Origin of the sequence: Pontiella desulfatans, assembly GCF_900890425.1 — a bacterium.
GTDB classification, from domain to species: Bacteria; Verrucomicrobiota; Kiritimatiellia; order Kiritimatiellales; family Pontiellaceae; genus Pontiella; species Pontiella desulfatans.
Map to the genome: position 1 here is coordinate 3,508,981 of NZ_CAAHFG010000001.1, position 24,690 is coordinate 3,533,670.

Below are 24,690 nucleotides of genomic sequence, written 5' to 3' on the forward strand. Positions count from 1 at the left end.
ATAGTCTTTCCCTTGATGTCATACTATGTCCTCTGTAGTTCCAAATATTGGTTATGCGATCTCAATGGTAACGATCTTACCTTTCGGAACGCTCAAATTAACGACCCCGTTTTCGATGAGAAGCTCCTCGCCGCGCAGTTCGTTGAGGTTGTTTTTCCAAGCCTTGGAAACTGGCAGGCCGAACGAGATCGAAACCTCCTGCGTCTCTTCGGTCGGGTTGAAGAGGCGCAGCACCAGTGAGTCGCGGTCTTCGGCTTTTTTCACCGATGAGAGAACGAGCGCATCGTTGTCGATGGCGTAGTGCGAAGCAATGATCGGCAGGTCGCCGCCGCGGTTCATGGAAATTTGTGTGGCGGCGGGTTTGGCGTTGAGCTTGTCGGCTTCGGCGTAGACGTTGCCTTCGTCCCAGTTTCCGGCGTGCGGATAGATCGCGTATTCATAATCCACGGCCTGGAGCATCTGGCTGCCGAGAGCTTCCGGAAATTCGGAAGAGACGCGCGACTCGGTACAGATGCGGTTGCGCGTGGCGCGCAGCAGCGTTAGCGCGAGCGTGCGTCGGTCGTCTTCCAATAGCTGGAACTCGGTGAGGCAGTTGTTAAGAACCGCCACGCCGTTTTTGCCGTCGGAGGCATCACAGAAAACGCTCATTGGGCGCAGCGCCATCTCGGGATAGAATTTACCGTCGGCATCGACTTCATGGACCATGCCGCGGCGGTCGACGGTAAAGTGCCCGGCGGCATCCGAAAAGTCGGTTTGAATATCGGTCGGGATCATGAGGCGCACACGATGGTCTTTCGCGGTGTTGTCGATGGAGGTTTTCACCTTGAGGTGCTTACTGCCCTTGTTGAGCGCAATGCGCGAAACGATGCTCAGGTCAACCAAACGTTCGCTGCGCTTGCCGTATCCCTGCACCTTTACATTGCCGTACTCGGCGCATTCCGGAACTTTCATGATGGTTTCAACACCAATGGTGGCACTGAGCGGGCCGTTGTCTTCCATCCAGATGCGCGAGCCGAAGCCGCGGCTGGTGATGGATTGGTTTTTGTAGGGAGCGTAGTAGGCCCAGTAGTCACCGGTGTCGCCTTCGTCTTCGAACGAGTGCATGTTTTCGATCACGCGCCCGTTTGGCTTATCGGTCAGGTTGAACGTGCCGTCGGTATTGACTTCCACTTTGAGGAATTCGTTTTCGAGCTGGGTGGCGCCCTGCCCGATGAAGCCGCCCGCGCTCTTGCGCATGTTCGGCCACCACTCCTCTTCGCGCCAATAAGTCTCCTTGTTGACGACCTTGACCACTTTATATCCGCCCGCCGGAATTTCGCCGGTGTCGAGGTAGAGCTGATGACGGTCGACATAGTACGGCCACGGGCGAGCTTCGATATCGTGCACGGGCTGCTTATGTTCGTCGCGCGCAATTTCCTGTACCGCGAGCGGGGTGCCATCGGCATCTTCGACTCCAAGCGTCCAGCAGCTTTCGGACTGCGGCGTATCGATGCCGACCTTAACCACTTCACGCACCGGGCGCGGCTGCGGGTTGTGCAGAAGCAGCAGCGTGTCGGTTTGCTCGTAAGCCGAAAGATCGAGCCGCTTGAGCAGTGCGGCCAGAGCGTCTTCGTAAACCGTCTCGGAAATTTCGAGCGCCTGATTAAGACGGTACATATTATCATCGACCGTCTTGTCCTGCGTGACGCCGTTGATGGAATCATGCGGATGCGCCTTCAGCAAATAGTTCCAACCTTTGGAAAGCATGCCGACGGGATAGGTTTCGCCCAGCAGACTCAGACCGGTGGCCAACGGCTCGGTGCGGCGGATCAGCGAGTTTTCGACCGTCTTGTTAAGCTGCTTGATGTGAATGCGTGTCGCCAGGGCGTTGGCGGAGGCGCCGCACGGCTCGCCGTCGCGCAGCTCGCCGTCAACGACCGGCACAGCGGAGCGATCAATCCGTTTTTCCAAACCTTGGAAATAATCTTCGAGCGAGCCCATTTTAAAGTCGATTTCAGGAAACGCCTCGTTGCAGTCGGCGATCATGCGCGGCAGATAGGGATTCGGCGTGGAAAAATCGCAGCCGCACATCAGCAAGCGAAAATCGCTGACCAACGTCTTGTCCATATTGTCCCAGGTGCGCTGGGCGGCATCCTTGACGTTTTCCTTAAAGTAGCCATCTTCGTGGTCGATGCGGAAATAGTCGTTTTGATAGTTGTCCTCGTCGGCGCGATGATAGGCCACGCCGGTTTTGCCCCACTCCCAGGCATACTGGTTGTCGTCATAGATATTGTTCAGGCGCACCGGGAAATGCAGATAAAAATATCCATTCTGGCGCGTGAAATGGCCGAGACGCGAGGTGAGCAACTGCGAACCGTCAGGCGCCGTCCACATGAATTCGCAGTTGGGTGCGCGCTCTTCGGAAACCTTCTTTGCGGCGACCGCGTAGTTGATGCCGATGTCGCGGTAGATTTGCGGAAACTGTGCCGTCTGCCCCCATCCAAAGGTGTGGTAGGCAATCGGATTATAGCCGCCCAGCTCTTCGGCAAAGCGGATGCCGGTCTGCAGGTTGCGAACCAAACACTCGCCGGAAATCGGAAACAGGTCGGGCAAGGTATACCACGGGCCGACAATCAGTTTTTTTGCCTTCACCAGCGCGGCGATGCGCTCGCGGTTTTCGGGGCGGACTTCCAGATAGTCGTCAATGCAGACGGTCTGACCATCGAGCAGGAAGCTGTCGTAGGCCGGATCGCTTTCCAGTATATCGATCAGCCAATCCATAAACTCGATCAGCAGCGAGCGGGTTTTCCAGATCGGATAGCGCCATTCACGATCCCAGTGAGTATGCGCGACAACAATTGCAGTTTTGTTACTCATCTAAATTCCTTATTTGCTTTCAGCGCGGCGCTCTTCGAGCTCGGCTTTAATTTCATACATTCGTTTTTCGGTCAGCGAGTAACGCCACATCGCGAGCGCACCGACAGAAAAACCGATGGCCGGAATCAGCACAAACAGCAGGCGCATTTTGAGAAAGGTGGCATCGGTCTGGTTGGCATCCAGCTCCACATTGAAACCAACCCAGTCAAGCGACAGGTTGGCAATCAGGAAGGCCAGCGAAAAGGCGAGCTTATTGACCCAGCTGTACATTGCCCCCAGGGTCCCCTCGGCCCGCCGGCCGGACTTGAGCTCTTCATAGTCGCAGACATCGGCCAGCAACGAAGGAATCAGTAGCCACAGCGCGGAAAATCCCGGCGCAATCATGATGGTGGTGATGAAGATGAGGTAGGGGTCGCCCGGCGTATAGAAAAACCAGCGCAGCGCAGCCCCCACCCCAGCCAGCAGCATAAAGCTGATGATCACGTGGCGTTTCCCTATCTTAAGCGACAACCAGGTCGCCAGTGGAATTGCCGCTAAGCTGACAATTGTGTTGATGGTTCCGTTCATACCGAGTAGCGCAGCGCCATCGGATTTAACCCCCTCAAACATGTAATAGATAATAAGATATTGGCCGGAGAGGTCGGCTGTGAAATAGCTCAAAACCAGCAGCAGAATTGTGAGCAGCACCAACAGGAACGGCTTGTTTTGGACGGTTTCTTTGATCGCCGCCCACATGGAGATGCGCTCCTGCTTCTGCGCCTGTTCATGCAACCGCTCCTCGCAGAATTTAGAAGGAAAAAAGGCGGCCAAGAGGAACACCACCGAGATTCCGGCCGAAAGCCAAAGCACGGCGCGCAAGGGCGAAGCGAATCCGTCCCAGAACAACACCGCCGCGATCCACGGCAAGAGCAGGCCGGAGGCATTGGCCATGATGCTGCGTATGAACATAAGCCGAGTACGCTCATGGTAATCGCCCGTCATCTCAAAGCCGAGCCCGTTGTAGGGCACAAGAAAGATGGTTGTCCCGGTAAAAAACACCATGGCGCCCACCAAGGTGATCCAGAAATACTGCATGCCGCTCAAACCTTCTGGAAGAAAGCCCCACAATCCGATCAGTGCAAGAGCAGCAACGACCGCCCCTGGAATCAGAAACGGAAGCCGCCGCCCTTTTTTAAAGCGCGCCTGGTCAGAAATATGCCCGCAAATCGGGTCGGAAAAGGCATTCCATAGGTTCGGGATAAATAGCGCCCACGCAATCAGCGTCGGGCTCATGTGCAACGTCATATTTAGAATCGGGTTCGCAATGTTATGAAATGCGTTGTTCATGAGGGTGTCATTCATGCCCCCCATGCCGTAGGCCAGTTTCTTTCCGAACGGAATTTTATCCGCTTTTTCGGTTTTATGGTGTTTCTTCTTCATAACCGATGCCCTCTCAACTCAACCCAAACAGGTTTATCAAAAATTTCCCTTGTAAAGCCAACCATTCTGCATAGGATGTAAACGATTGCAAGGCGATTTGGCCAAATCTATTCTGAATCGCTGACAGAGAGAAAAATTTAACATCAGGAGACACACCATGCTCAACGCAGGCACATTGGAAGAAACAAAAATTGATATGGCTGAAATCGAAGCCCGTTCAACGGAAATCATCGGCCCGTCCGTTCCCAACATGCCGTGGCAGGATCGTCCAACCGGCTCCAGCGATGTGATGTGGCGCTTCGACCAAAACCCAATCATGGGCCCGCGCGAAATCCCCTGTGCACTGGGCGTCTACAACAGCGGCCTGCTCCCCTACGAAGGCGGCTTCATCGGTGTATTCCGAGTTGACCACATGGATACCGTCCCCTTCCTGCACCTTGGCTACAGCAAAGATGCCATCAACTGGGACATTGAACACGAGCCGATTCCCTTCGTTCGCGAAGACGGCACCCCCAGCATCATTCAGTGGGCCTACGACCCGCGTCTGGTCGAGATTGAAGGCGTCTACTATATTTCATGGTGCAACTCGCTAGACGGGCACGGCCCGACCATCGGACTGGCCGCCACCACCGACTTCAAAAACTTCACCCAGCTCGAAAACGCCTTCCTGCCCTTCAACCGCAACGGCGTGCTTTTCCCGAAAAAATTTGACGGCCGCTTTGCCATGTTCAGCCGTCCGTCCGACAACGGCCATACTCCGTTCGGCGACATCTTCCTCTCTTACAGCCCAGACATGAAATACTGGGGCGAACACCGCTGGGTGATGGGAGCGGACTTCAAGCACGGCTGGTGGCAAGGCGTCAAGATCGGCGCAGGCTCCATTCCGATTGAGACCACCGAAGGGTGGCTCTCCTTCTATCACGGCGTCACCAGCACCTGTAATGGAAACATCTATTCCGTCGGTGCCTCGCTACACGACCTCAACGACCCGTCCATCGTGCTCAAGCGCAGCTACACCGCGCTGCTGGCCCCGGAAAAGGACTACGAAGTCTCTGGACGAGTTCCAAACGTCATCTTCCCATGCGCGGCTCTGGCCGATGCCGAAACCGGCCGCATCGCCGTTTACTACGGCGCAGCCGACACCCACATGGGCATCGCCTTCACCACCATCGACACCGTGATGGAATTCCTCAACAACGAAAAACCGCGCGAACACTGCAGCTAAGTAGAGGGCGGCGGGAAATCGCCGCCTTGAACCGCATTATCACGAACAAGGAATGTCGAATTTTGAAATATAGATTCCCTTCAAAACTCGGAGTTCCTTGTTCATTGTTCGATATCCAAAAAGGTAACTATTATGTCTAAAACCATCATCGCCCTTCTATCGCTTACCATCACATCCTTCGCAGCCAAACCGAACTGGAAGGTTGTACACAACCCCGGACCGGAACAATCGCCTTCCGTAGTCGGCTTTGCCGTTCAGGACTTCGGTGCAAAGGGAGACGGCAAGACCGATGATACGGTTGCCTTCCAGCAGGCGCTGGACGCGATGGCGAAACAGGGCGGCGGCGCGGTCTACGCCCCCGCCGGACATTATGCCTTTCACGGACACCTCACCATTCCCCGAAACGTCACACTGCGCGGCGACTGGGCGGATCCGACCTTAAATCCGGAAATCAAAGGTACCATTCTAAACGTTTACACGGACAAAGGGCTTGAAGAAGGTACGGCGTTCATTTCCATGCTCGACGGCACCGGCGTGAAAAACCTCTCCATTTGGTATCCGGAACAGGTCGCCGACAAAATCGTCCCCTACCCGGCGGCCATCGAACAGGTTCCGATCGAGGAGTGGCAGGGAAATAACCATTGTGTCACGCTCGAAAATGTGACGCTGGTCAATCCATACCAAGGCTTCAAATCCGGTCCTGAAAACCTCTGCCTGCACTATCTGCGAAACGTCCACGGCACCCCGCTGAAAAAAGGCGTATTTATCCACCACTGCACCGACATCGGCCGCATGGAAAGCGTCCACTTTTCCCCCGAAACCTGGATCAACTCCGGCCTGCCGGGTGCGCCGAAATTCGCAAATAAATTCCGCAAATGGCTGCTGAAAAACGGAACCGCTATCCATATCGGACGCAGCGATTGGGAATACGCCGCCTTCATCACCATCCGCGGCTACAACACCGGCCTGTTCGTTAATGAAATAAATAACATGGGCGGCAACTCCCAGTTCTATGCCCTCGACATCTCAAACTGCGAAACCGCCTTCTACAACGAAGCCGCCAACGGCATCGGCTACGCCTTCGCCAACTGCAAACTCAAAGGCAACCAAATCGGCGTCAAAACCGGCAAACGGCTCGGCGGCCCCATCCTGATGCACGACTGCACCATTGCCGGCGGCGACCACGCCATCATCAATGCCGGGCGCGGACGCGTTGCCCTCCAGCACTGCACTATTGAAGCAGGCGACATCACCTTCTCCAACGGAACCCTCGCCATGGTTGACTCCGAACTGGAAGACAAAGACTCCGCCATCCGCCTCGAAAAAGGCTGCACCGCCGCCACGATCCTCGGCAACCGCTTCAACAGACGGAAGCCAAACATCCAGTTTGACTCGGCAAACGAAAACATCGTCATCGACCACGAGCAAATGGAATTCGCAAAAATGCCCGTGCTCAAGCGTCCGCCGGCGCGCGGCCACAAACCGGCAAAGAACGACCTCTTCGTCGTCGATCTGCCGACCGACTGGAAAACCGACTGCACCGCAAAAATCCAGGCCACGCTCGATAAAGCCGGAACGAACGGCGGCGGCATTGTGTTTATTCCCGCCGGCTACTATCTCCTTAAGGGTGAATTGACCGTGCCCACCGGCGTCGAGCTGCGCGGCTGCGCGGAAGTCCCCACCCACAGTATGTCCGAAGGCACCACGCTCATGCCCGTCGGAAACCGCGGCAAAGCCGACGCCGCCCCCGCTGTCGCCCTCATGGAAAAATCGGGCATCCGGGGGATACATTTCTACTACCCCGAACAGGAGTGGGACAACATCAAGCCCTACCCCTTCACCATTCAGAGCCGCGGAAGCGATGTATACGTCATTTATGTCAACGGCGTGAATCCTTACCAGTTTGTCGACTTCAAAACCTACCGCTCCGACCGTCACTTCGCCGATTATATCGGCGGCGCCGGCATCCAGGTCGGCATCCAGATCGGCGGAGGATCCAAAGACGGCGTGGTTGCCCACACCCAATTTAATACCCACTACTGGCTGCGCTCTAACCACGACGCCAAATTCCAGCCGGAGGTCGTCAAAAACACCGATAAAAAATGGGCAGGCCTCTGGAAATACCAGAAAAGCAACCTCGACGCGCTCGCCATCGGTGACTGCGAAAACGAACTGCTGTTTGAAAACTTTGTCTACGGATCTAAATACGGACTCCTTTACCGCGAAGAAAATGGACGCTCGCCGCGCAACAGCCTCACCATCGGTCACGGCACCGACGGCTCGCGCATCAGCCTCTATGTCGAATCTGCCAACAAAGAGCCGATCAGCCTCATCAACGCCAAACTCGTCTGCATGGATCACTTTGGCGGTGATATCAAACCCGACCACGTAACCAACAACAAATCCTACGCTTGGGTTGGAAAAGAGGTAAAGAGCGGCATCCAGATGTTCAACACCATGATGTGGGGCAAGCCAAACTACACGGCGCGTGTCGATGGCGGAAAACTCACCCTGCAGGTCGCCACCTACGTCCGGCCCGGCGACGGGATCCTCGTCAATGGCGGTGCACTCGACATGATCAACAACCACATGATGCGCCCCACCGAAAGCACCCTGAACTTTGAAACGCTGAATAAGCCGGTCCGCCTGATCGGCTCCTCCATGGCCGAAGGCTTCAACATCAACAAAAAGCCGCGCGCCGAAAAAAGCGGCACCTTCGAAAACGGAAACCTCCACCTCAAAGGCGTTGTCATCAACAAGGATATTACAAAAAACTAACTTATGAATGCGTAGCTTTGCAGAAGACCGCAGAATGAATGATTATGGCGTAACAACCTTACAGTATTATGGTTAGAACAGAGAACACAGGCGGATATATTGAATATCCCCGTCTGTCCGCATCGTCGGCAGGGACGGACCGCCGACCGAGCCCTACCTCAGGGATACTGAACTTCAACGCGGTAGAAGAATGATGTGGGCAGGGAGAGCTCGATGTCGCGAGCGCGCCGATGTTAGTGGCCACGTTCCAATCCGCCGGATCCAATTCAGGCGATTCCGAGACGGTATAACTGCGCCCTGCTTTGCCGTTCCACTTCATGGCACCGGATGTGGTCGGCAGCAGCGTAAAGATCGAATCGGCTCTGGCGGCATCGGTTCCGGCAAGCGCCTCTTCTGGATCCGTGAAGGCGGCGCCGTCAGATTGCCGGAGGAGGCGCAGATATAGTTGCGTTCTTTCGCGGTTAAAATCTCTGCTGCGCAGCCGCGTTAGAGATTACTCCATAATTCTTTAATCACAACCTCCAGGTCCGTACCGGTCGAGCAATGTTCTTTCAGGTTCGCCTGAAAGCGTCTGAAGATTTCATTCTTCTTGAGCTGATAGATCCGGTTCCCCGGCATTTCCAAATATCCGACGCTGTCATGTTCCTTCAGCCAGTTGAAGGCGTAGCGCAGCCATTGATTGCGCTGAGCCTCATCCAATGACGCAAACCAGCTCATTTCGTCATATCCCCAGACCCAATGACTGTCGAGGTCAGCAACCCCGGGATTCCGCGCACCTCCGAAGATATCAAATTCGACCAGATAGGGGATGCGTTTGCAGGACCATCCACTGGGAGTGATTCCTCCCGGAGTTTTCCCGTAAATCGAGCTAATATGGCCCACTTCCAGCAGCCCACCGCCTTCATTGGCAAGGTCCTCTTTCACCCGCAAGGGGAATGAGGAAAAGTCAAAAAGGAAATGACCATCTGCCGTCTTCAGACCAAAGGTGTTCGATTCCATGTGTGCGTCACATAGGACAGTGCCTCGCCGAGCGTGCTTCAAGGCATAAGCCCGGACCTTGCCCAGCACCGTCTGCCAGCCTTTATAATCATTGCGCTTGTCAGCCCTGCCTATTTTTGACGCTTGCCCCCAGTGAATCGCTTCGACCCCGATATCGATGTACTGCTTGGCCATAAAGAAGAAGAACATCTGCGTTTCCAGGCGGGTGATATCCGGAATACTAAAGTTTTTGGGCCAGTTTTCGGACCGGGCCCAAAACCAGCCATCGGGATTGAGCATCGCGTCATAGCTGAAGTTCCGTTTTTCCGGCTTCATTCCGAACTCTTCAAACACCCAGTCCGGGATCGGGACTACATTTACTTTTTCAGAAATACATTCAAAGATCCCGGCCTGAAAAATAACGGTTGGATCCTCACGATGGACCGCTTCCATTTTTTTCTCTGCCGCAACCAGCCAGCCGGGCTTATTAAACAACTGCGGGCTATTCCACTGCTTGACGGCGCGGCCGACAAACTTGGCCCCGACATTCAGAATCATGCGGACGTCATCATCCGCATCATGATAGACCGCTGGATTATTGTAATAGCCGTCTGAATGCAGGCATTCTTCAATGGTAATCGCACGGGACAGATAATTTTCCAGCACCTCCCGTGAGATCACCCCATCACTAAACGCGTAGTTGCGCTGGTCGCCCGATTGAGAGGCGGCCTCGGTCGCCTGCAAGGATCCCGCGCCCACCACCATCGCCATACAAAGAAGTGTCGACCTGTTCCAGCGCATCATTTGTTTCCTCATCGAATAAACCACGGCGGTCATACCGTTCACATCGCGCCTGCCGGTCGGGGCGCAGCCGACCGCAAACGAGTCACCGTAGTTGCGGCCGTCCGCAGAAACCTTAATAAGCTCTGTACCCGTATTCATAAAACCTCCATATAAATGTAAATATATAAAAATCGGTTCTTATTCCACCAGCAGCTTAATGAACAGTTGGTCGTCCGCGGTTCCGACTGTATTGCTGTAGCTGCCCAGCTCTCCGCTCTCGTCGGTAATCGCAACGGGGCCGGTATTGGTTCCCCAACTGCCCTCGACCAAATTGGTGGTTGTCAGCACATAATACTGCAGGGCGCTGTCGCCAACTATCGAGAACAGGTAGTCCCCGGAATCAAACGAAGGCTGCGTTCCGATATCCCCCGAATTGGTCGGATTTCCGCCAAAGACATATTCGCCCCAGTCGGTGAGTTCATCGTTGTCCGCATTGGCGGACGGATCACCGGAAAGGTCATACTGATCGACAAACGCATCAAACCCGCCCGGGTCGGCCACGGCGATGGAAGCAACCAGCAACTCGGACCGGCTCAGCGCCCCGGCGCTCAAACGGACCTCATCCAAGTAGCGGACCGCCTTGTTGTTTGCAGAACCATTCAGCAAGAAAGAATTCGTTGTATTCTGAATAGAGTTTACCCCGGCAATGGTTTTCTCAGCGCTCAACAGATCCCCACCATCGGTCAGGTTCTGGTAATAGAGCGTTACCGCTGTATTGCTCACACCCGGTGTCACGACGGCTCCAATGTAATAATCAACCGATCCCGCAAAAGAGTTCGTTCCATCGAGCTTGGCCTGCGCAGTTGCCCAGTTGCTGATGGCTGTATCCCATATCCCAAAGATAAGGTCACCCGTTCCTTCATGAAGAGTTACGCGCCACTCTTCAGCCTTTGAGGCAACGATTTGAAAACCATTCCCCGCCGTTGGCGTTACGAACGCTTCGAACGAAAAGGCGTTGGCTCCGAAATCAAACAGATTCGTATCGCCAACGGCCCAGTGATTCCCCCTGGCATTAAAAAAAGAAACCCCGGCGTTCGTCACGCCACTCTGTGGGATGGTCGGCAAATACACGCCGTCGCCGGTGGAAGGACGAGCCACACCCTTTGGATAGTCGGCACCGCCAGTAGGCGCACCCGCAATCCGTTGGGTCAGATCCAACCTGTTTCCGCTGGAATCATGCGTGGCGACACCTGGCTCAAAACGCCAATAGCCGAGTTCGGGCACGGTTGCAAGCAACTCGGACCGGCTCAGCGCCCCGTAGCTCAAACGAACCTCATCCATATAGTCCACCGCCTGGAAGTTTTGCGAACCATTCAGCAAGAAATCATTCGTTGTATTATTGATAGAATTTAATCCGGCAATCGTTGTATCCACGCTCAACAAATCTCCCCCATCGGTCAGGTTCCGATAATAGAGTGTCAGTGCGGTATCGGTATCGCCCGGATCCACAACCGCGGCAATATAAAAATCTTTCCCCGTCGCAAAGGTCGTATTTCCATCAAATGTATTCTTCGCATCCACCCAGTCATTGGTTGCGCTATCCCATAGCGACACAGTCAGAAGTCCATTGGCGCTATGAATGCTAACCTTCCACTCTTCGTCCTTTATTGCAACCTGCTGAAAGCCCTGATCCGATGGCGTCACGAACGTTTCGAATGTGAAACCGCCGCCTCCGAAATCAAAGAGGTTCGTATCGGCAACGGCCCAATGGTTCCCTTTGGCGTTAAAATATGAAACCCCGGTGTTCGCCGCCACGGTCTGAGGAATGGTCGATAAAAAAGAGCCTGCGCCGGATTCATTACGGGCGACTCCCTCTGGATAGCCGGAACCGCCACCGGAGGCACCCGCAATCCGTTGCGTCAGATTCAACCCGTTCCCGCTGGAATCATTTGTAACGGCACCCGTCTCAAAACGCCAGAATCCCACCGTACCCGCACTCCATAATTCTTTAATTACAACCTCCAGATCCGTCCCGGTCGAGCAGTGTTGTTTCAAGTTCGCCCGGAAGCGTGACCAACTACCCTCAACCGTGAGTTTGTGACGCCGGTTCCCCGGCATTTCCAGATATCCCATGTTGTCATGCTTCTTCAACCAGCTGAAGGCATAGCGCAGAAATTCGTTGCGACGGGCCTCATCCAGTGACCCAAACCAGCTTATTTCGTCATAGCCCCAAACCCAATGGCTGTTGAGGTCAGGAACCCCGGGATTGAGCACACCTCCGAAGTTATCAAACTCGACCAGATAGGGAATGCGTTTGCAGGACCATCCGCTGGGAGTGATTCCGCCCGGAGTTTTCCCGTAAATCGAGCTAATATGCCCCACTTCCAGCAGCCCGCCGCCCTCGTTGGCAAGGTCCTCTTTCACCCGCAAGGGGAATGAGGAAAAGTCACACAGGAAATGACCATCTGCCGTCTTCAGGCCATAGTTGGACATGTGTGCGTCACACAGGACCGTGCCTCGCCGGGCGTGGTCGCGGGCATACGCCCGAACTTTGCCCAGCACCGTCTGCCAGGCGGTATAATCATTATTGTGGTCCCCCATGGCCATGAGCGACATTTGCCCCCAGTGAATGGCCTCGATCCCGATATCGATGTACTGCCTGGCCATAAAGTAAAAGAACAGCTGCGTTTCCAAGCGAGTAATATCCGGAACACTAAAGCCCTTGTCCCATCCCGGGGTCCCGGCCACATAGTTCCCATTGAGATTGAGCATCGCTTCATAGTTGAAGTTCCGTTGTTCCACGCTCATTCCGAATTCTTCAAACACCCAGTCCGGGATCGGGACGACATTTACTTTGTCAGTGACACTCTCAAAGATTGCGGCCTGAAAAATAACGGTGGGATCCTCCTGATGGACCGCTTCCATTTTCGTCTTCGCTGCGGCGAGCCAGCCGGGCTCATTAAACAGAGCCGGTTTGTCCCACTGAAAAATGGATCGGCCGACAAATTTGGCCCCGGTATTCAGAATCATGCGGAGATCATCATCCGAATCCTCATAGGGCATCCCACTATTGTACAAGCCGTTTGAATGCAGACATTCCGCAATGGTAATCGCACGGGAGAGGTAATTTTCCAGCACCTCCTGTGAGATCTCCCCATCAAGAAACGCGTAATTGCGATGATCGGCCGGGGGAGAGACAGCCTCGGTTGCCTGCGTCAAGAACCCCGCTCCCACCACCATCGCCACACAAAGAAGTTTCGAACTATTCCAGCGCATCATTTGTTTCCTCATCGAATTAAACACGGCGTTCATACCGTTCACCCTAAAACTCTATTTAGGACCTAGAAACTACAATTCCGCCTGTCGCGACCACAGCTTGATTGCGTTGAATCAAGATGTGAATTTGTTGAAGGGAACCGGCCTGACGCTCGAAGAGATCGCCCGCGCCGCCGGCTAATCCCTCCGTTGCGCATATGGAAGGTAAACGGTGACGGCGAGTTCCCCGTTCGTCGGAAGAATCTGCATGTCGCCCCCGAAGACTCAACCTTTCTGCCTGAAAAACGGCATTTCAAATGTGGCCGACGCGGAAATGCCAGCTGGCGAATAAGTTCGGCAGCACGGCATCATCGGGACATTCGAGCGCGGGAAGGCGGCGTACGGCGGGATGCCCCCGGCTCGACCTTGCGACACCCAGAGTCAGCCCCAAGGGCGGGGCGACACAGCTCCTGCGGTTAAAAAGGTTTCGCCCCAATCAAATGGATATAATCCATATTTTTGCCCTTCTCCTTATTTAATTGAATAAGCGGAGCTAACTCGTCAAACAGCACGCGGTTGACGATCTTATGATCGGGAGTAACCTCCAGCAGCTGCACCTTCTGCTGTTCGGGATCGGTTGTATGATAATCCGCATTACACAAGATAAAATTGCCATTCTCCAGCTGTTGCGCCCCCCCGGCAAAACAGATCTCAATGTCAGGATGAGTCTGTTTAGAAAACTCCCACACGGCGTTGCCGTCTGCATCGATTTCAAGCCACCGGCCATCAAACCCAGTTGAAACCAGCAGGTTTCCATCGTCCAGTTCAAGAACTTCGAAACTGTGCAACATGCCTTGACCCTGCGGCTTTCCATACCGTTTTAAGTCAATCTCCCGGTGGAGTTTGCCGGCGGCATCCACTTCGATTATTTTGTCAGGAAGCATGGCAACCAGATAGTTCCCACGTCTGTTTTTACGGCCCAGTCGATAGCGCCAATGAATTTTTTCGGATGTAGAAGGCAGGGGCACCTCGACAACAATGTCGTTGTCCTTGTTCACCTCCACTAGCCGATTATTACCGGAATCAATCATTAAGACATTGCCATTCTCCAAGGGCTGGCAGGCGTCGATCTCCACGCCTCTCTTCTTTTCCAAAACATATTCCCACACAATCTTTTTTTGAGGCGTGACCTCATGAACACCACATCGTGTCGAAAACAGAACATGTCCTGATTCCAGCGGCCAGGCATCGTATAACCCGCCTGCGTTTGCCTGGTAAACCCAGCTCACCGTTTTGTCCGGTTCCAGAACAAATACTTTATTTCCGCCGGCGACTAACAACCGCGGCAGTTGTGCAAAAGCGGCTGTTACGGAACAGATTAGAATGACTGACAGCGCGGCTGTTTTTCTCATAGTGCCTCTTTCTGGCCCGTCAGAGCCGGGTTGGGTTATTGCCGTTCGGTGACAATGATCCGAAAGCCGACGTTATACACGTTATGCCATGCCGGATAGCCATGCGAAACGCTAACCGAACAGCGCTCGGGGCGATCCAGATACGAACCGCCTTTGACCGTTTTTTCTTGGCCGTCATAAGCAGACCGCGTCCATTCCGCAGCATTCCCGTGCATATCGTACAATCCGAATCGGTTGGGAGCGTAACTTCCGATGGGTGCGGTCACGCAGGCTCCGTCATCAAACGTTCTATCCGCGAGGTCAACCCCTTCAGACATGATCATATCCACATCCCCCGCCACCTGGAAGTGATCGAACGTGTCCTCTCCCTTATGTCCATAGGTAGCAAACGTGCGGTCCGCCATATTCTCGTATGCAGAGAAATCGTCTCCCGGGTAATGGAACTCGCCGCGGCCACCCGCCAGGCAGGCCTGCTCCCATTGCGCGGCGGTTGGCAGGCTTACATTCATCCCGGTCTGTTCGGACAGCCACGCACAAAACGCCATGGCCCGGTTCCACGAAACCCGCACTGCCGGCTGCTGATCCTCGTCCAGCGGCAACCCCTTTCCACTGCCATCGCTCTCTTCATCATGGCGCTTGCCAAAATAGCGGCTGCTGTGGTTCGGGTCGAACTGCCGGAACTGGGCGTTGCTGATCTCACGGGAGCCCATCCAATATCCAGCGCCAAAATTCACCAGATCAATGCTTACCCCATTGCCCAGGTCGAGCGATTTGCAGGTCGGCTTCGGCAGGTCCTTCAGCGGCTTTCTTTCGAGCGGTTTTGTTTCTTCATAACGAAACGTAACCGGGGTTTCATCGTAGGGATCCATTTCCGAAATGAGGTCCGGGATCACCGCCGGCCCGCCATACAGAGCGGCCAGCTCCCATCTGCGGTTCGTGTCATCTTCCGGAACCGGCTCATTATACACATCGTACCAGGTGCCGTGACAGGGGCCATTCATGTCAATCCAGGTCGTGATCCGACTCCAGGATTCCGGATCGAGTTCAATGCCCTTGTGTCCTTCCTTCAACAGCTGAACCAGTTCGCTGGTGTTGGCGTGATATTCACCGGGCTCCAGCAGCGAAACATCATCGCCCACATTCACCCGCCGAATATAGGGCAGCAGCGCTTCATAGGCAGGGGTGTACAACACCTTGTTGTCATATTTGGCTTTCAGGTCCGGATGCAAGCGCAAGTAATCCCACGTGCCCGGCACGCGCCCGGTATACTCGGGAAAATACTTTTCCGCGCGCAGATCCAGTGGCTGCTCATCGTTGTGGCAGCTGACGCAGTAGCGATTGAGGACGGGCTGCACCTCGCGTTCGAAATCAAACCCGCGGGCGGGGCCATACCATTCGGCCAGCGGTTCGGGTTCTTTGAGCAGGGCAATTGACCGCCTGGACAGCGGCGCTGTTTCCGGCGACTCGTGGCACCCAACACACGACATGGTTTCGCCCGGCATGGCGGTCACCCAGGAACGCATGAGCTGAACCGCGCGTCCGTTTTCATCCAACGGCTGAAAGGCCACCGGCGTATTGGCCGGAATCTTAAACATGGCGGATCCGTCTGACTCCACTGGCGCGGTCCCGAGGATGCGCATGGCTTCCCAGGGCCCCGACAGCCCGATCTTATCGGTCCCGGCCAAACGCGAATAGCCGAAGTCATAGGCGATGACGCGCAGATCTTTCACGGTTCCACGGGGCACCTCCTTTAATCCCGGCCCCACGTACACATCCTGGATGTATACGGTGGCATCATCCTTATCCAGGTTGACCCCTTCGGGGATGACCGGTGGTACTTTTCGTTGTTGAATGGGAATGGGCTCCAGGAATGCAAAGCCCTCTTCTTCGTGCAAGAGCGAGATATTGTTGTCTACATCGGCCAGGTAGATGCCAATCTTCTTGTTTGCAGGCGATTCCCATGCCGAGGTGAGATAGTGTCGACTCGTAATGTAGGACGGCGTCATAAATTCCGGCCAGCTCGAGTGGGTCCAGCCATCCCGGACGGCCGGTTCCAGGGGCTCCCACGGCCCGTGGATCTGCGTGGTGCCGGCGTGGGCATTGTCCGTGTCACTTAGGTTCAGCAATGCGAGTTTGCCGGATTGCCAGCTTTTGTGGTATCCGGCCACAATGCCCAAAAACGTTCCCGTTTGCCCGGGCAATTCCTGGGGATAGTAAAAGCCACTTGGAAACCACCGGTTGCTGCCGTAGATGGATTTCTGACCGGTTCCATCGGGGTTCATCGTCATGATGGTCCTCATGTATATCCGGTTGATGCCCGTATAATCCCACCGGCTGAACATGACTTGCCCGTCATTGCGTACAAACGGATGCAGGTCGTGATCCTGATCGTAGCACAAACGGCGCATACCGCTGCCATCGGCATTCATCCTGTACAGGTTCGCCACATACCTCTTGGGGTCCTTGCGGCCTCGCCAGCCATGCCAGCACGGCACACCCTGCTTGGGTGCATCGCTGGCAAAGACGATCCCCCCACCCGGCAGGTAACACGCATCAAAGCTGCTCACATCCTCCGGGGTCTGGGAGACCTGCCGCAGCCCCGAACCGTCGATGTTCATTTCAAAAATCTTCCAGTTGGTGCTGTTGGACTCGGTGAACAGGAATTTGTCCGCCTGCCAGTGCAGGTCGACCTGGCCGACGAAGTAGTTTCCGTCCGGCTTGTAAAGCGTTTTATAGCTCCTCGTTGCCGGATCGTAGATGCCAATTTCATTCTGATAGGAATCGCGCGACAGTGACGAGTGGCAGACGTGGTTTACCGGAAAACCCAGGTGATCCAGAACGTCTTTGTCCTTCTTTTTGCTCCACGTCGGCCACGCTCGTTTGACGCACAGGATGCGTATGCCCTCCAGCTCTTGGCCGGACAGAAACAGTTCGGATGCGTTGGTATCCGCCGAAACCGTAGTGGGCGTCTGCTTGCTGTCGGCAAAGGCGGCCAAAGTACACAAGGATATGGTTAGAAATCCAGAAAGCAGCCATTTCAACATCGTCATATTTAATCCATTTAAAGACATGTACCTTAGCACGGCTCGACAGCCATCGCTGGCCGCCTTCCGCTTTCACTATCCCAGCTCTCTCACTCGCCGATTCGTTTTAAGAACTGCTCCTTCATTAACTATTTCAGCACGCTCTGACGTATTGCATTTAAATGCTAATCAAAGGCATACAAATATCCATCGGAGCAGAGAAGATAGGCCCTGTTTCCGGAGATGGCCGGGATGGTCTCCTCCAGGATGCCGCCAATCTTCGTGCGCCAGATAATTTTCGGCGTACCATCCGGATTGGGTTCAACATCCAGACAGGTGACGAAGGATTCCGTCGAGGAGCCGCAAAGGACGGTCTTCTCTGTACAGGAGGAGCCCGTCCAGCCACCGGCACCCTTATAATGCCAGAGTTCTTTTCCCGTGGCGGTGTCCAGGCAATACAAGGTTCCGCCGAGGGCGGCCCCGTCGTGATCGATCGTTGCGGAAACGAAGGTGTAATCGCCCGAATTCGAGGGCGTAGCGTTCATGACGGTCATTCGTCCCGGCCCAGAGCGCGGATCTTTAAACGACCAATACATTTCCCCGGTATTTGCGTCCAAGGCACACAGCTCGCCCGACGAGCGACAAATGTACATGCCCTTCCAGAGAACGCCCGCGGCGGAATCCGGGGCCCCTCGGAAGGAGGAATAGGCCCAGTCCAGCAAGCCGGTCTTCTTGTCGAGTGCAAAGTAGTGTCCATCCCACGCCCCGGTATAGACCCGTTTGTCATCAACCGCCGGAGCAGGATAGACGCCTCCATTCGTCAGGTATTCCCACACCTCTTCGCCAGTCTCGACATCAAGGGCGATGATCCGTCCATCCACGGTTCCGGTATAGACCCGCTCATCATCGGGCGTACTGGTGCACCAGACCCAGCCGACCTTGCTCGACCAGACGGGATCTCCCGTCTCTGCATCGACACAATACATTTCCTCATTACCGCCCTGCTGGCCAAAGTAGACCCGCCCCCTGTAGACGCTGGGGGCTCCGGAAACCTGTCCGGACGTTTCAAACCGCCAGATCTTTTTACCGGTTTGGGCATCCACCGCAAAAACAAAGCGCGAGGGGGTGCCGACGTAGACCTTGCCGTTGCTCACGGTTGGGGGACTTTGGAAATCCCCGCCGCCGGCGACGATATCGGCCATCCTTCTCTCGCCGTCTTCGTAGGTGGACTCGACCACGCTATGCCTCCACTGCACCGCTCCGTTTTCAGGGTTCAGTGAGTACAGATACAACTCGGAGGTGCTGACAAGAATTCCGCTTTCGGTTCCAGACAGATCCGAAAAAATCTCGTGGTGGCCCGCTTGTTCACTCCAAAGCTGCTTGGTTCCGGAATCATTAAACTCTAAGGCTGTGACGGTTCCATCCAGAGACGCAAAGTAAACCCGATTCTTGATGACCAACGGTTTGGACCGAATCCAGTCACTCGCCGCCACCCGCCACAGGAGCTTGCCCGACTCCAAATCCGCGCAGTAGAGTTCCTTGGTGGCGGATCCAATAAATATCTTGCCATCGCTGATGGCCGGGGCGGAAAACAGCTGGAATGCCCGGGCTTCACCGGAATTAAGTTGTGTGCGCCAGCGTTCCTTTCCGCTGGAGCGGTCGAGGCCAATAAGACATCCGCTTTCCGTGGTCGTCACGACGATATTTTTATCGACCGCAGGCGTCGTGCGGATCGGGGAGCCCGCCTCATACTTCCATTTCATCCGATTCCCCCCCCGCAGATTGAGGGCATAGAGAAAGCCGCAATCAGTTCCAGCAAAGACCAAGTCGTCGTCGATGACGATTTCACCGAACAGCTGGCCCGTGCGGAGGGCCCACCCACCGCGACCATTACGATTTTTTACCCGGACGGTGTCCTGCATAATGGTTGTGCCCGGCTTGTTCTTCAGATCCACCCGGCCATAGGGATAGGCCACCACCTCTTCCGTCGCGGTAACGGACGTGGCTCCTCTCCGATAATCCACACGGTTTGCATCGATCTGATTACGGATCTCACCGGTTTTTTTATCAATGTAAAAGATGTGCTTGACGGGCTCCTCATATTCCCAGCTGCCACTGGTCGCCCGCATGACCACCTGGTCTTTCAGAATCTCCACATTGGAGGCCCCTCGCGGGGTAGCATACATCTGCAGGCCGTCCTGCTCTGTTTTCCAGATGACATCCCCAGTCACCTCATCCAGGCAGTACATGAGAGACCGGATGCCGGGCGAGGTAATATAAACCCGGCCATTCTCGACGGCGGCCGGCGCGTAGTAGGAGTGCCCGGTTGGAAATTTCCACGCCACTTCGCCGGTCATCGGCCCCGTGTCCTTCGACAGCCCCGCCTGCTGGGGACTCCCGCCAAAGAACGGCCAATCGGTCACGTCCTTGTCCGGGGCGGCTCCAGGCCCGCGAATCTCTTCGATATAAACCGGGTTTCCCTGCAGGTTTTCCATCAAGGCATAGGCCTCATCCAGCAGATGATAATTCTTTGGCTTAACAACGCCCCAATGAGCAAGAGTAAACCCCAATTCGTCCATACTCTGCAGATCGACGCCCCGATTGATCATGTGACGAAACCACGAAAACAGTACCGATTGACGATGCTGGGCGTTTTGATCGTTTGTCGGCGCACTCTTCACGCTAAGGCGAGCCGCATCAATTTCCTCTACTCCGGTTTTCACCTGCGCAAAAAGATTTAAATTTGCCACAAAACACCCCGCGAAAAACACAAAACCCAACGTTCTCATAATCAACCTCTCTTTTTACAAAGCACATACCGTCTTCTCTCCGACTCACCAAAAACTAAAGCTACCCCGCCCTCTCTCTAACGAATCAACCCAGCATCGGAGGAAAAATCATTAATCTGCGGATCATCGTTGCGCTGCATCCAATCCAGCAGCTCTTTTTTCAACCTTTCAGAAACCCCGCGATATTCAGGAGAACCCATCAGGTTTTTCCGTGCGCCCCGGTCTTTCGTATAATCGTAGAGTTCTTCAGGAGCCCGATACATGAAGGAATCCAACCGCTCCGCAAGTATCGGATCGGACTTTGCGCCCTTCAACATGGCATCAAACGTCATATTAGAAGGGTGAGTTACCCGCTTCTTGCCATGCATTCTCCAATGGTTATAGATATAGGAATAACGCCCATCAAAGATCATTCTCATATTGCGATCCAACGAATAGGTTCCGGGGCTCGGATGATCGTGGCGCAACCGCCAACCCTTTGCTTTTAAGCCATCGAGAAAGCCAGGATTCCCTTCCGAGAACATCTTTATATAGTTGGCATAGAAGATATCCTCGTGCCGAAATGTAACAACGTAATCCCTGAAGCTGGACATCTTGCCTTCTTCAGCGGCCTGAAAAACTGGAACCAGAGAGTTTCCGTCAATCCCTTCCATAGGGGGGAGCTGCGCCAACTCCAAAAGCGTCGGCGTAATGTCGATCAGCGAAACGAGGGCGTTCGAGTTTTTCTTCCCCGCTCCCAACCCGTCGGGAAGCCGGAAAAGAATGGGCGTTTTATTGCTGTCCAAGTAGCAGTCAAACTTCCCGAACGGAAGTGCCATTCCATTATCCGCCACAAAGACAACCACGGTCTGCCCCTCCACATCCGAGTCGCGAAGCGCTTTCATGCAGGCACCCACCGTATCATCGAGCCGCCGCACCGAATTTGCATAATAGGCCAACTCCTGGCGTACTCCCGGCAGATCCGGAAGAACCGCCTGCACGTTGATCTCCTCCGGTGAATAGGTGCGCGACGGGGGTGGGATCTCCTGATAACCGGTCGGCATAAACTTCTTTTCCTCCTTCGCGTTCCCGGAGAACGGACGATGGGGATCGGCGGAATTCGCCACAAAGATGAACGGGGATTCTCGCTCTCTGGACAGCTCCGCGATCTGGCTTACCGACTTGTAAAACAAGTCGGGCGATCGACCAACGATGAAATCCTTTTCCTCGATCCCAAACTGCTGCGCGGTATAATCCCAGGCGAAATTTTCCACAGGCAGCATATGATGGACCTTGTGCAGCGTTGCCGTTATATACCCATGCTTCTTGAGCCTCGCCGTAACGGTTTCCACCTCATTGCCAATCGGAAAGAATCCCTTGCCGCCATACTTCCCGGGATAACGGCCCGTTAACATCGACTGCCGGGAAGGCTGACAGACCGCGACCGTAGAAAACCCGTTTTCAATATAGTAGCTCTGGCTGGCCAGACGATCCAGGTTTGGAGTCACATCCGGGGCAACCCCGACCCCGGAAAACCCCGGGCTGTCATGATTCAAATCATCGGCGACGATAATCAAAAAATTCGGCCGTGCCTGCGCCGTGCCTGCCAGCAGGATTGCGCTCACAACTGAAACAACTCCAAATATCCAAATTTGCTTCTTCATTCTATTCTCCATCCATCGTGTCAGAAATCAGAGTATTAATGCATCTCTTCCTGGAACCGGATCGCCATTCCGCGCAGTTTGGTTTTCACATTCCAAACCCTCACCTGTTCAACATCCTCCGGGTCCGTCGACTCCATCATAGCTTCTGACGGCCACCCCACCTTCACCTCATTCCGTTCTCCTGGATCACGATTGAGGTTAAACAATTTCAGTGTGGGGTTCAGATACAACTTCCACGGGCCATAACGGACTGCGGCAAGCGCCCCCTGAGAGCCATGATAAAAGAAGGCGTTCAAATACTCCTCCTGCGTAAAATATTCCGACCACTCATACCCCAGATGGAATGGACGACGAAGCGGAACATCCGCATTCAAAGAAACGGAGGCATCAAACGCGGGGATCTCATCGGTTTTCCCGGCCAATAGAGCACTCAAATCGCGACCATCAAGAATAACGTCCTCTGGAACCCGGATACCCGCCAGCGAGGCCAGTGTCGGATAGCAATCCATCATGTGCGCCACAACGTCTGACTCATGACCCTCACGCACCTTGGGACCTGCCACAATAAAGGGAACGCGCAGTCCGCCCTCAAAAGTCGTCAGCTTGAAGCCACGAATTGGCTGATCGGCATTGCGCCCCGGCCCCCGTCCATTATCGGACGAATACACCACGATCGTATTATCTGAGATGCCCAATCGGGCCAGTGTATCCAGTAGCCGGCCCGTGTGGAAATCCATCTCCTGAATTGCATCGCCATACTCCTGACATTTTTTCCAATTTGAGGTTCCGACAAACTCCGGACTCACGCCCAATGGGTCATGCAACATGGTATGCGGGAGATAAAGAAAGAAGGGCTTCCCTTCGCCAGATACCTTCTCCATCCACGCAATAGCCTCGTCGGTGTATCTTTTCGTGAGCTGATCCGCTCCCACACCACGCTCAAGCACTTCGCCATCACGGAGAAAAGGAATTCCGCCTTTATCATCAAAGTGCGAAACCTCAAACGAATCCATATTGTGGAGAATTCCGTAGTGGTGATCAAAGCCCTGATTCAGCGGCAGATATTCTTCCGTAAAACCCAGGTGCCACTTACCAATACACGCGGTGGTATAGCCTGCGCCCTTAAAAAGCTCCGCGATGGTCAAACGCTCAGAGGGAATTCCCCCTTCTGCATCCGGACGATGCACCCAAACCTCGTTCCCCGTCCGGCGCGGATAGCATCCCGTAATGAGCCCGGCGCGTGAAGGACTGCAAATGGGCGCAGCCGAGTAAAAATCAGTAAAGCGCACACCGCTTTTCGCCAACGCATCAATCCGCGGCGTTTCAACCTCCGTTGCTCCATAGCAGCCGAGGTCGTAATACCCCTGATCATCAACGAAAATGAAGAGGACGTTCGGTTGTTTTGCAATCGCCGAAGGCGTCGCAAGAGAGAGAAAACACACAGAGAATAGAATCAGACCGAGACACCTGGATATTGCTGCATTCATTAAACTCAAACTCCTTAAAATTATCTCAGCTTAAAGTGGGAAAAAGTAACAATAAAATTGAGCCTCAAACAGCAACGTTATGTTGAATCAAGATGTGAATTTGTCGAAGGGAACCGGTCTGACGCTCGAAGAGAGCGTGATTACCCCGACACTTCGGGGCAGAGAACTCAAAGTAGCCCCCCCAGGTTTTCCCCGAAAGCGTAGCGATAGATACCTGAGGCGTAGCCGAAAGTGCTTTTTGTATTCCCAAAAAGAAGCGATCGCAGAGAGCGGCAATTTTGTTGGAAACAAAATAACGACCGCCAGGAAGTGGTTCAGCATTGGAAAAAAAGGTTCCAGACATTGGAAACAAGAGGATCGCCGAGTTGAACTCGGCACGATGCGGCAACTGATGATGACAAAATCATTTGACGACAAAATGATGGGACGATGCGGAGCTGTTTTTTCAGCCAACGGCTGATCCGCCGGAGGAGGAATCCACAGATTACGCAGATTTTCACAGATTAAGACTTGGGTCGGCAGAAGAGAGTTGTCGTCCCGTAAATCTGTGCAATCGAGCGAAAGCGGGTGGATAAGCTCCCAAATGCTACAGGTCACCATGAACAGGTCAGATTTCACCACCCGCGCCCGCTGGTTGCTGGCGTGTCGCGCCGGAGCCTTGAGCCTTGGCGTAGGCGAAAGGGACAGCCGAGTGGCCCCGAGGAGGGTTCCAAGCATTGGAAACTGTACCGCGGGCATCCTGCCTGCCCTGCTCTCCTCTTCCAAGGTTCGGAACCATTCCTTCCGAACATTGGAACATGCGAAACGGCGGACGTGTCGCGCCAAAGCTTTTTAGCGTAGGCGGACGAAATCGACCGCCGCAACCACTCAGAAACAGAAGGGTTTTACTGGATGTCAGAATTCAAGGACTGACCCGTTTCCGCCAGCACTATTTGATTTTTCATTATTTTCATTATTTTCATTGTGATTCCCTTTGACTATTTGCGGGTTCCGTAAAATCTCAGAACCGTATTTATTCTACTCAATGTTCATGATGGCGTCA

General features: G+C 54.3%; 12 protein-coding genes. 3 read left to right on the forward strand and 9 right to left on the reverse strand.

Features of this window, described 5'->3' with window-relative positions:
* Window positions 1-51: 51 nt before the first annotated feature.
* Window positions 52-2,856, reverse strand: coding sequence for an alpha-mannosidase (locus tag E9954_RS12360; RefSeq protein WP_136079473.1), 2,805 nt, complete (start codon window positions 2,854-2,856; stop codon window positions 52-54).
* A gap of 9 nt (window positions 2,857-2,865) precedes the next feature.
* Window positions 2,866-4,275, reverse strand: coding sequence for an MFS transporter (locus E9954_RS12365; protein WP_136079474.1), 1,410 nt, complete (start codon window positions 4,273-4,275; stop codon window positions 2,866-2,868).
* 196 nt (window positions 4,276-4,471) lie between these two features.
* Here E9954_RS12365 and E9954_RS12370 point away from each other — a divergent pair, with 196 nt between their 5' ends.
* Both E9954_RS12370 and E9954_RS12375 read left to right on the forward strand, forming a co-directional pair.
* A complete protein-coding gene (locus tag E9954_RS12370; protein WP_136080230.1) occupies window positions 4,472-5,500 on the forward strand; it encodes a glycoside hydrolase family 130 protein in 1,029 nt (342 codons plus the stop codon).
* 132 nt (window positions 5,501-5,632) lie between these two features.
* Window positions 5,633-8,278 carry a glycosyl hydrolase family 28-related protein gene (locus E9954_RS12375; protein ID WP_136079475.1) on the forward strand — a complete coding sequence of 882 codons (2,646 nt, stop codon included), beginning with the start codon at window positions 5,633-5,635 and terminating at the stop codon, window positions 8,276-8,278.
* A gap of 486 nt (window positions 8,279-8,764) precedes the next feature.
* Here the strand turns inward: E9954_RS12375 and E9954_RS12380 are convergent, their stop codons facing one another.
* From E9954_RS12380 to E9954_RS12410, 7 genes are all read right to left on the reverse strand, one after another.
* Window positions 8,765-10,198, reverse strand: coding sequence for a hypothetical protein (locus E9954_RS12380; RefSeq protein WP_136079476.1), 1,434 nt, complete (start codon window positions 10,196-10,198; stop codon window positions 8,765-8,767).
* A gap of 39 nt (window positions 10,199-10,237) precedes the next feature.
* Entirely contained in the window at window positions 10,238-13,318 is a 3,081-nt protein-coding gene (locus tag E9954_RS12385) for a hypothetical protein (RefSeq protein WP_168442199.1), read from the reverse strand.
* A 452-nt stretch (window positions 13,319-13,770) separates the two neighbouring features.
* The gene (locus tag E9954_RS12390) at window positions 13,771-14,706 is read right to left on the reverse strand and encodes a beta-propeller domain-containing protein (RefSeq protein WP_136079478.1); all 936 of its coding nucleotides are present in this window, start codon (window positions 14,704-14,706) and stop codon (window positions 13,771-13,773) included.
* Window positions 14,707-14,741: 35 nt separating this feature from the next.
* The gene (locus tag E9954_RS12395) at window positions 14,742-17,756 is read right to left on the reverse strand and encodes an HzsA-related protein (RefSeq protein ID WP_168442200.1); all 3,015 of its coding nucleotides are present in this window, start codon (window positions 17,754-17,756) and stop codon (window positions 14,742-14,744) included.
* Window positions 17,757-17,914: 158 nt separating this feature from the next.
* Window positions 17,915-20,479, reverse strand: coding sequence for an outer membrane protein assembly factor BamB family protein (locus E9954_RS12400; RefSeq protein WP_168442201.1), 2,565 nt, complete (start codon window positions 20,477-20,479; stop codon window positions 17,915-17,917).
* Window positions 20,480-20,595: 116 nt separating this feature from the next.
* Entirely contained in the window at window positions 20,596-22,161 is a 1,566-nt protein-coding gene (locus tag E9954_RS12405; RefSeq protein ID WP_168442202.1) for a sulfatase-like hydrolase/transferase, read from the reverse strand.
* Between the two features lie 35 nt (window positions 22,162-22,196).
* Complete coding sequence (locus tag E9954_RS12410; RefSeq protein ID WP_136079482.1) at window positions 22,197-23,648, reverse strand: sulfatase-like hydrolase/transferase; 1,452 nt, start codon at window positions 23,646-23,648, stop codon at window positions 22,197-22,199.
* A gap of 79 nt (window positions 23,649-23,727) precedes the next feature.
* Between E9954_RS12410 and E9954_RS12415 the strand changes: the two genes are divergently transcribed.
* The gene (locus tag E9954_RS12415; protein ID WP_136079483.1) at window positions 23,728-24,108 is read left to right on the forward strand and encodes a hypothetical protein; all 381 of its coding nucleotides are present in this window, start codon (window positions 23,728-23,730) and stop codon (window positions 24,106-24,108) included.
* Window positions 24,109-24,690 lie beyond the last annotated feature (582 nt).

Excerpts from the sequence above, each read along its gene's own strand:
- E9954_RS12370 (WP_136080230.1), top strand. The coding sequence starts at position 4,472 with ATGGCTGAAATCGAAGCCCGTTCAACGGAAATCATCGGCCCGTCCGTT.
- E9954_RS12395 (WP_168442200.1), bottom strand. The coding sequence starts at position 17,756 with ATGACGATGTTGAAATGGCTGCTTTCTGGATTTCTAACCATATCCTTG.
- E9954_RS12390 (WP_136079478.1), bottom strand. The coding sequence starts at position 14,706 with ATGAGAAAAACAGCCGCGCTGTCAGTCATTCTAATCTGTTCCGTAACA.
- E9954_RS12360 (WP_136079473.1), bottom strand. The coding sequence starts at position 2,856 with ATGAGTAACAAAACTGCAATTGTTGTCGCGCATACTCACTGGGATCGT.
- E9954_RS12380 (WP_136079476.1), bottom strand. The coding sequence starts at position 10,198 with ATGAATACGGGTACAGAGCTTATTAAGGTTTCTGCGGACGGCCGCAAC.
- E9954_RS12405 (WP_168442202.1), bottom strand. The coding sequence starts at position 22,161 with ATGAAGAAGCAAATTTGGATATTTGGAGTTGTTTCAGTTGTGAGCGCA.
- E9954_RS12415 (WP_136079483.1), top strand. The coding sequence starts at position 23,728 with ATGTTGAATCAAGATGTGAATTTGTCGAAGGGAACCGGTCTGACGCTC.
- E9954_RS12375 (WP_136079475.1), top strand. The coding sequence starts at position 5,633 with ATGTCTAAAACCATCATCGCCCTTCTATCGCTTACCATCACATCCTTC.
- E9954_RS12410 (WP_136079482.1), bottom strand. The coding sequence starts at position 23,648 with ATGAATGCAGCAATATCCAGGTGTCTCGGTCTGATTCTATTCTCTGTG.
- E9954_RS12365 (WP_136079474.1), bottom strand. The coding sequence starts at position 4,275 with ATGAAGAAGAAACACCATAAAACCGAAAAAGCGGATAAAATTCCGTTC.
- E9954_RS12385 (WP_168442199.1), bottom strand. The coding sequence starts at position 13,318 with ATGATGCGCTGGAATAGTTCGAAACTTCTTTGTGTGGCGATGGTGGTG.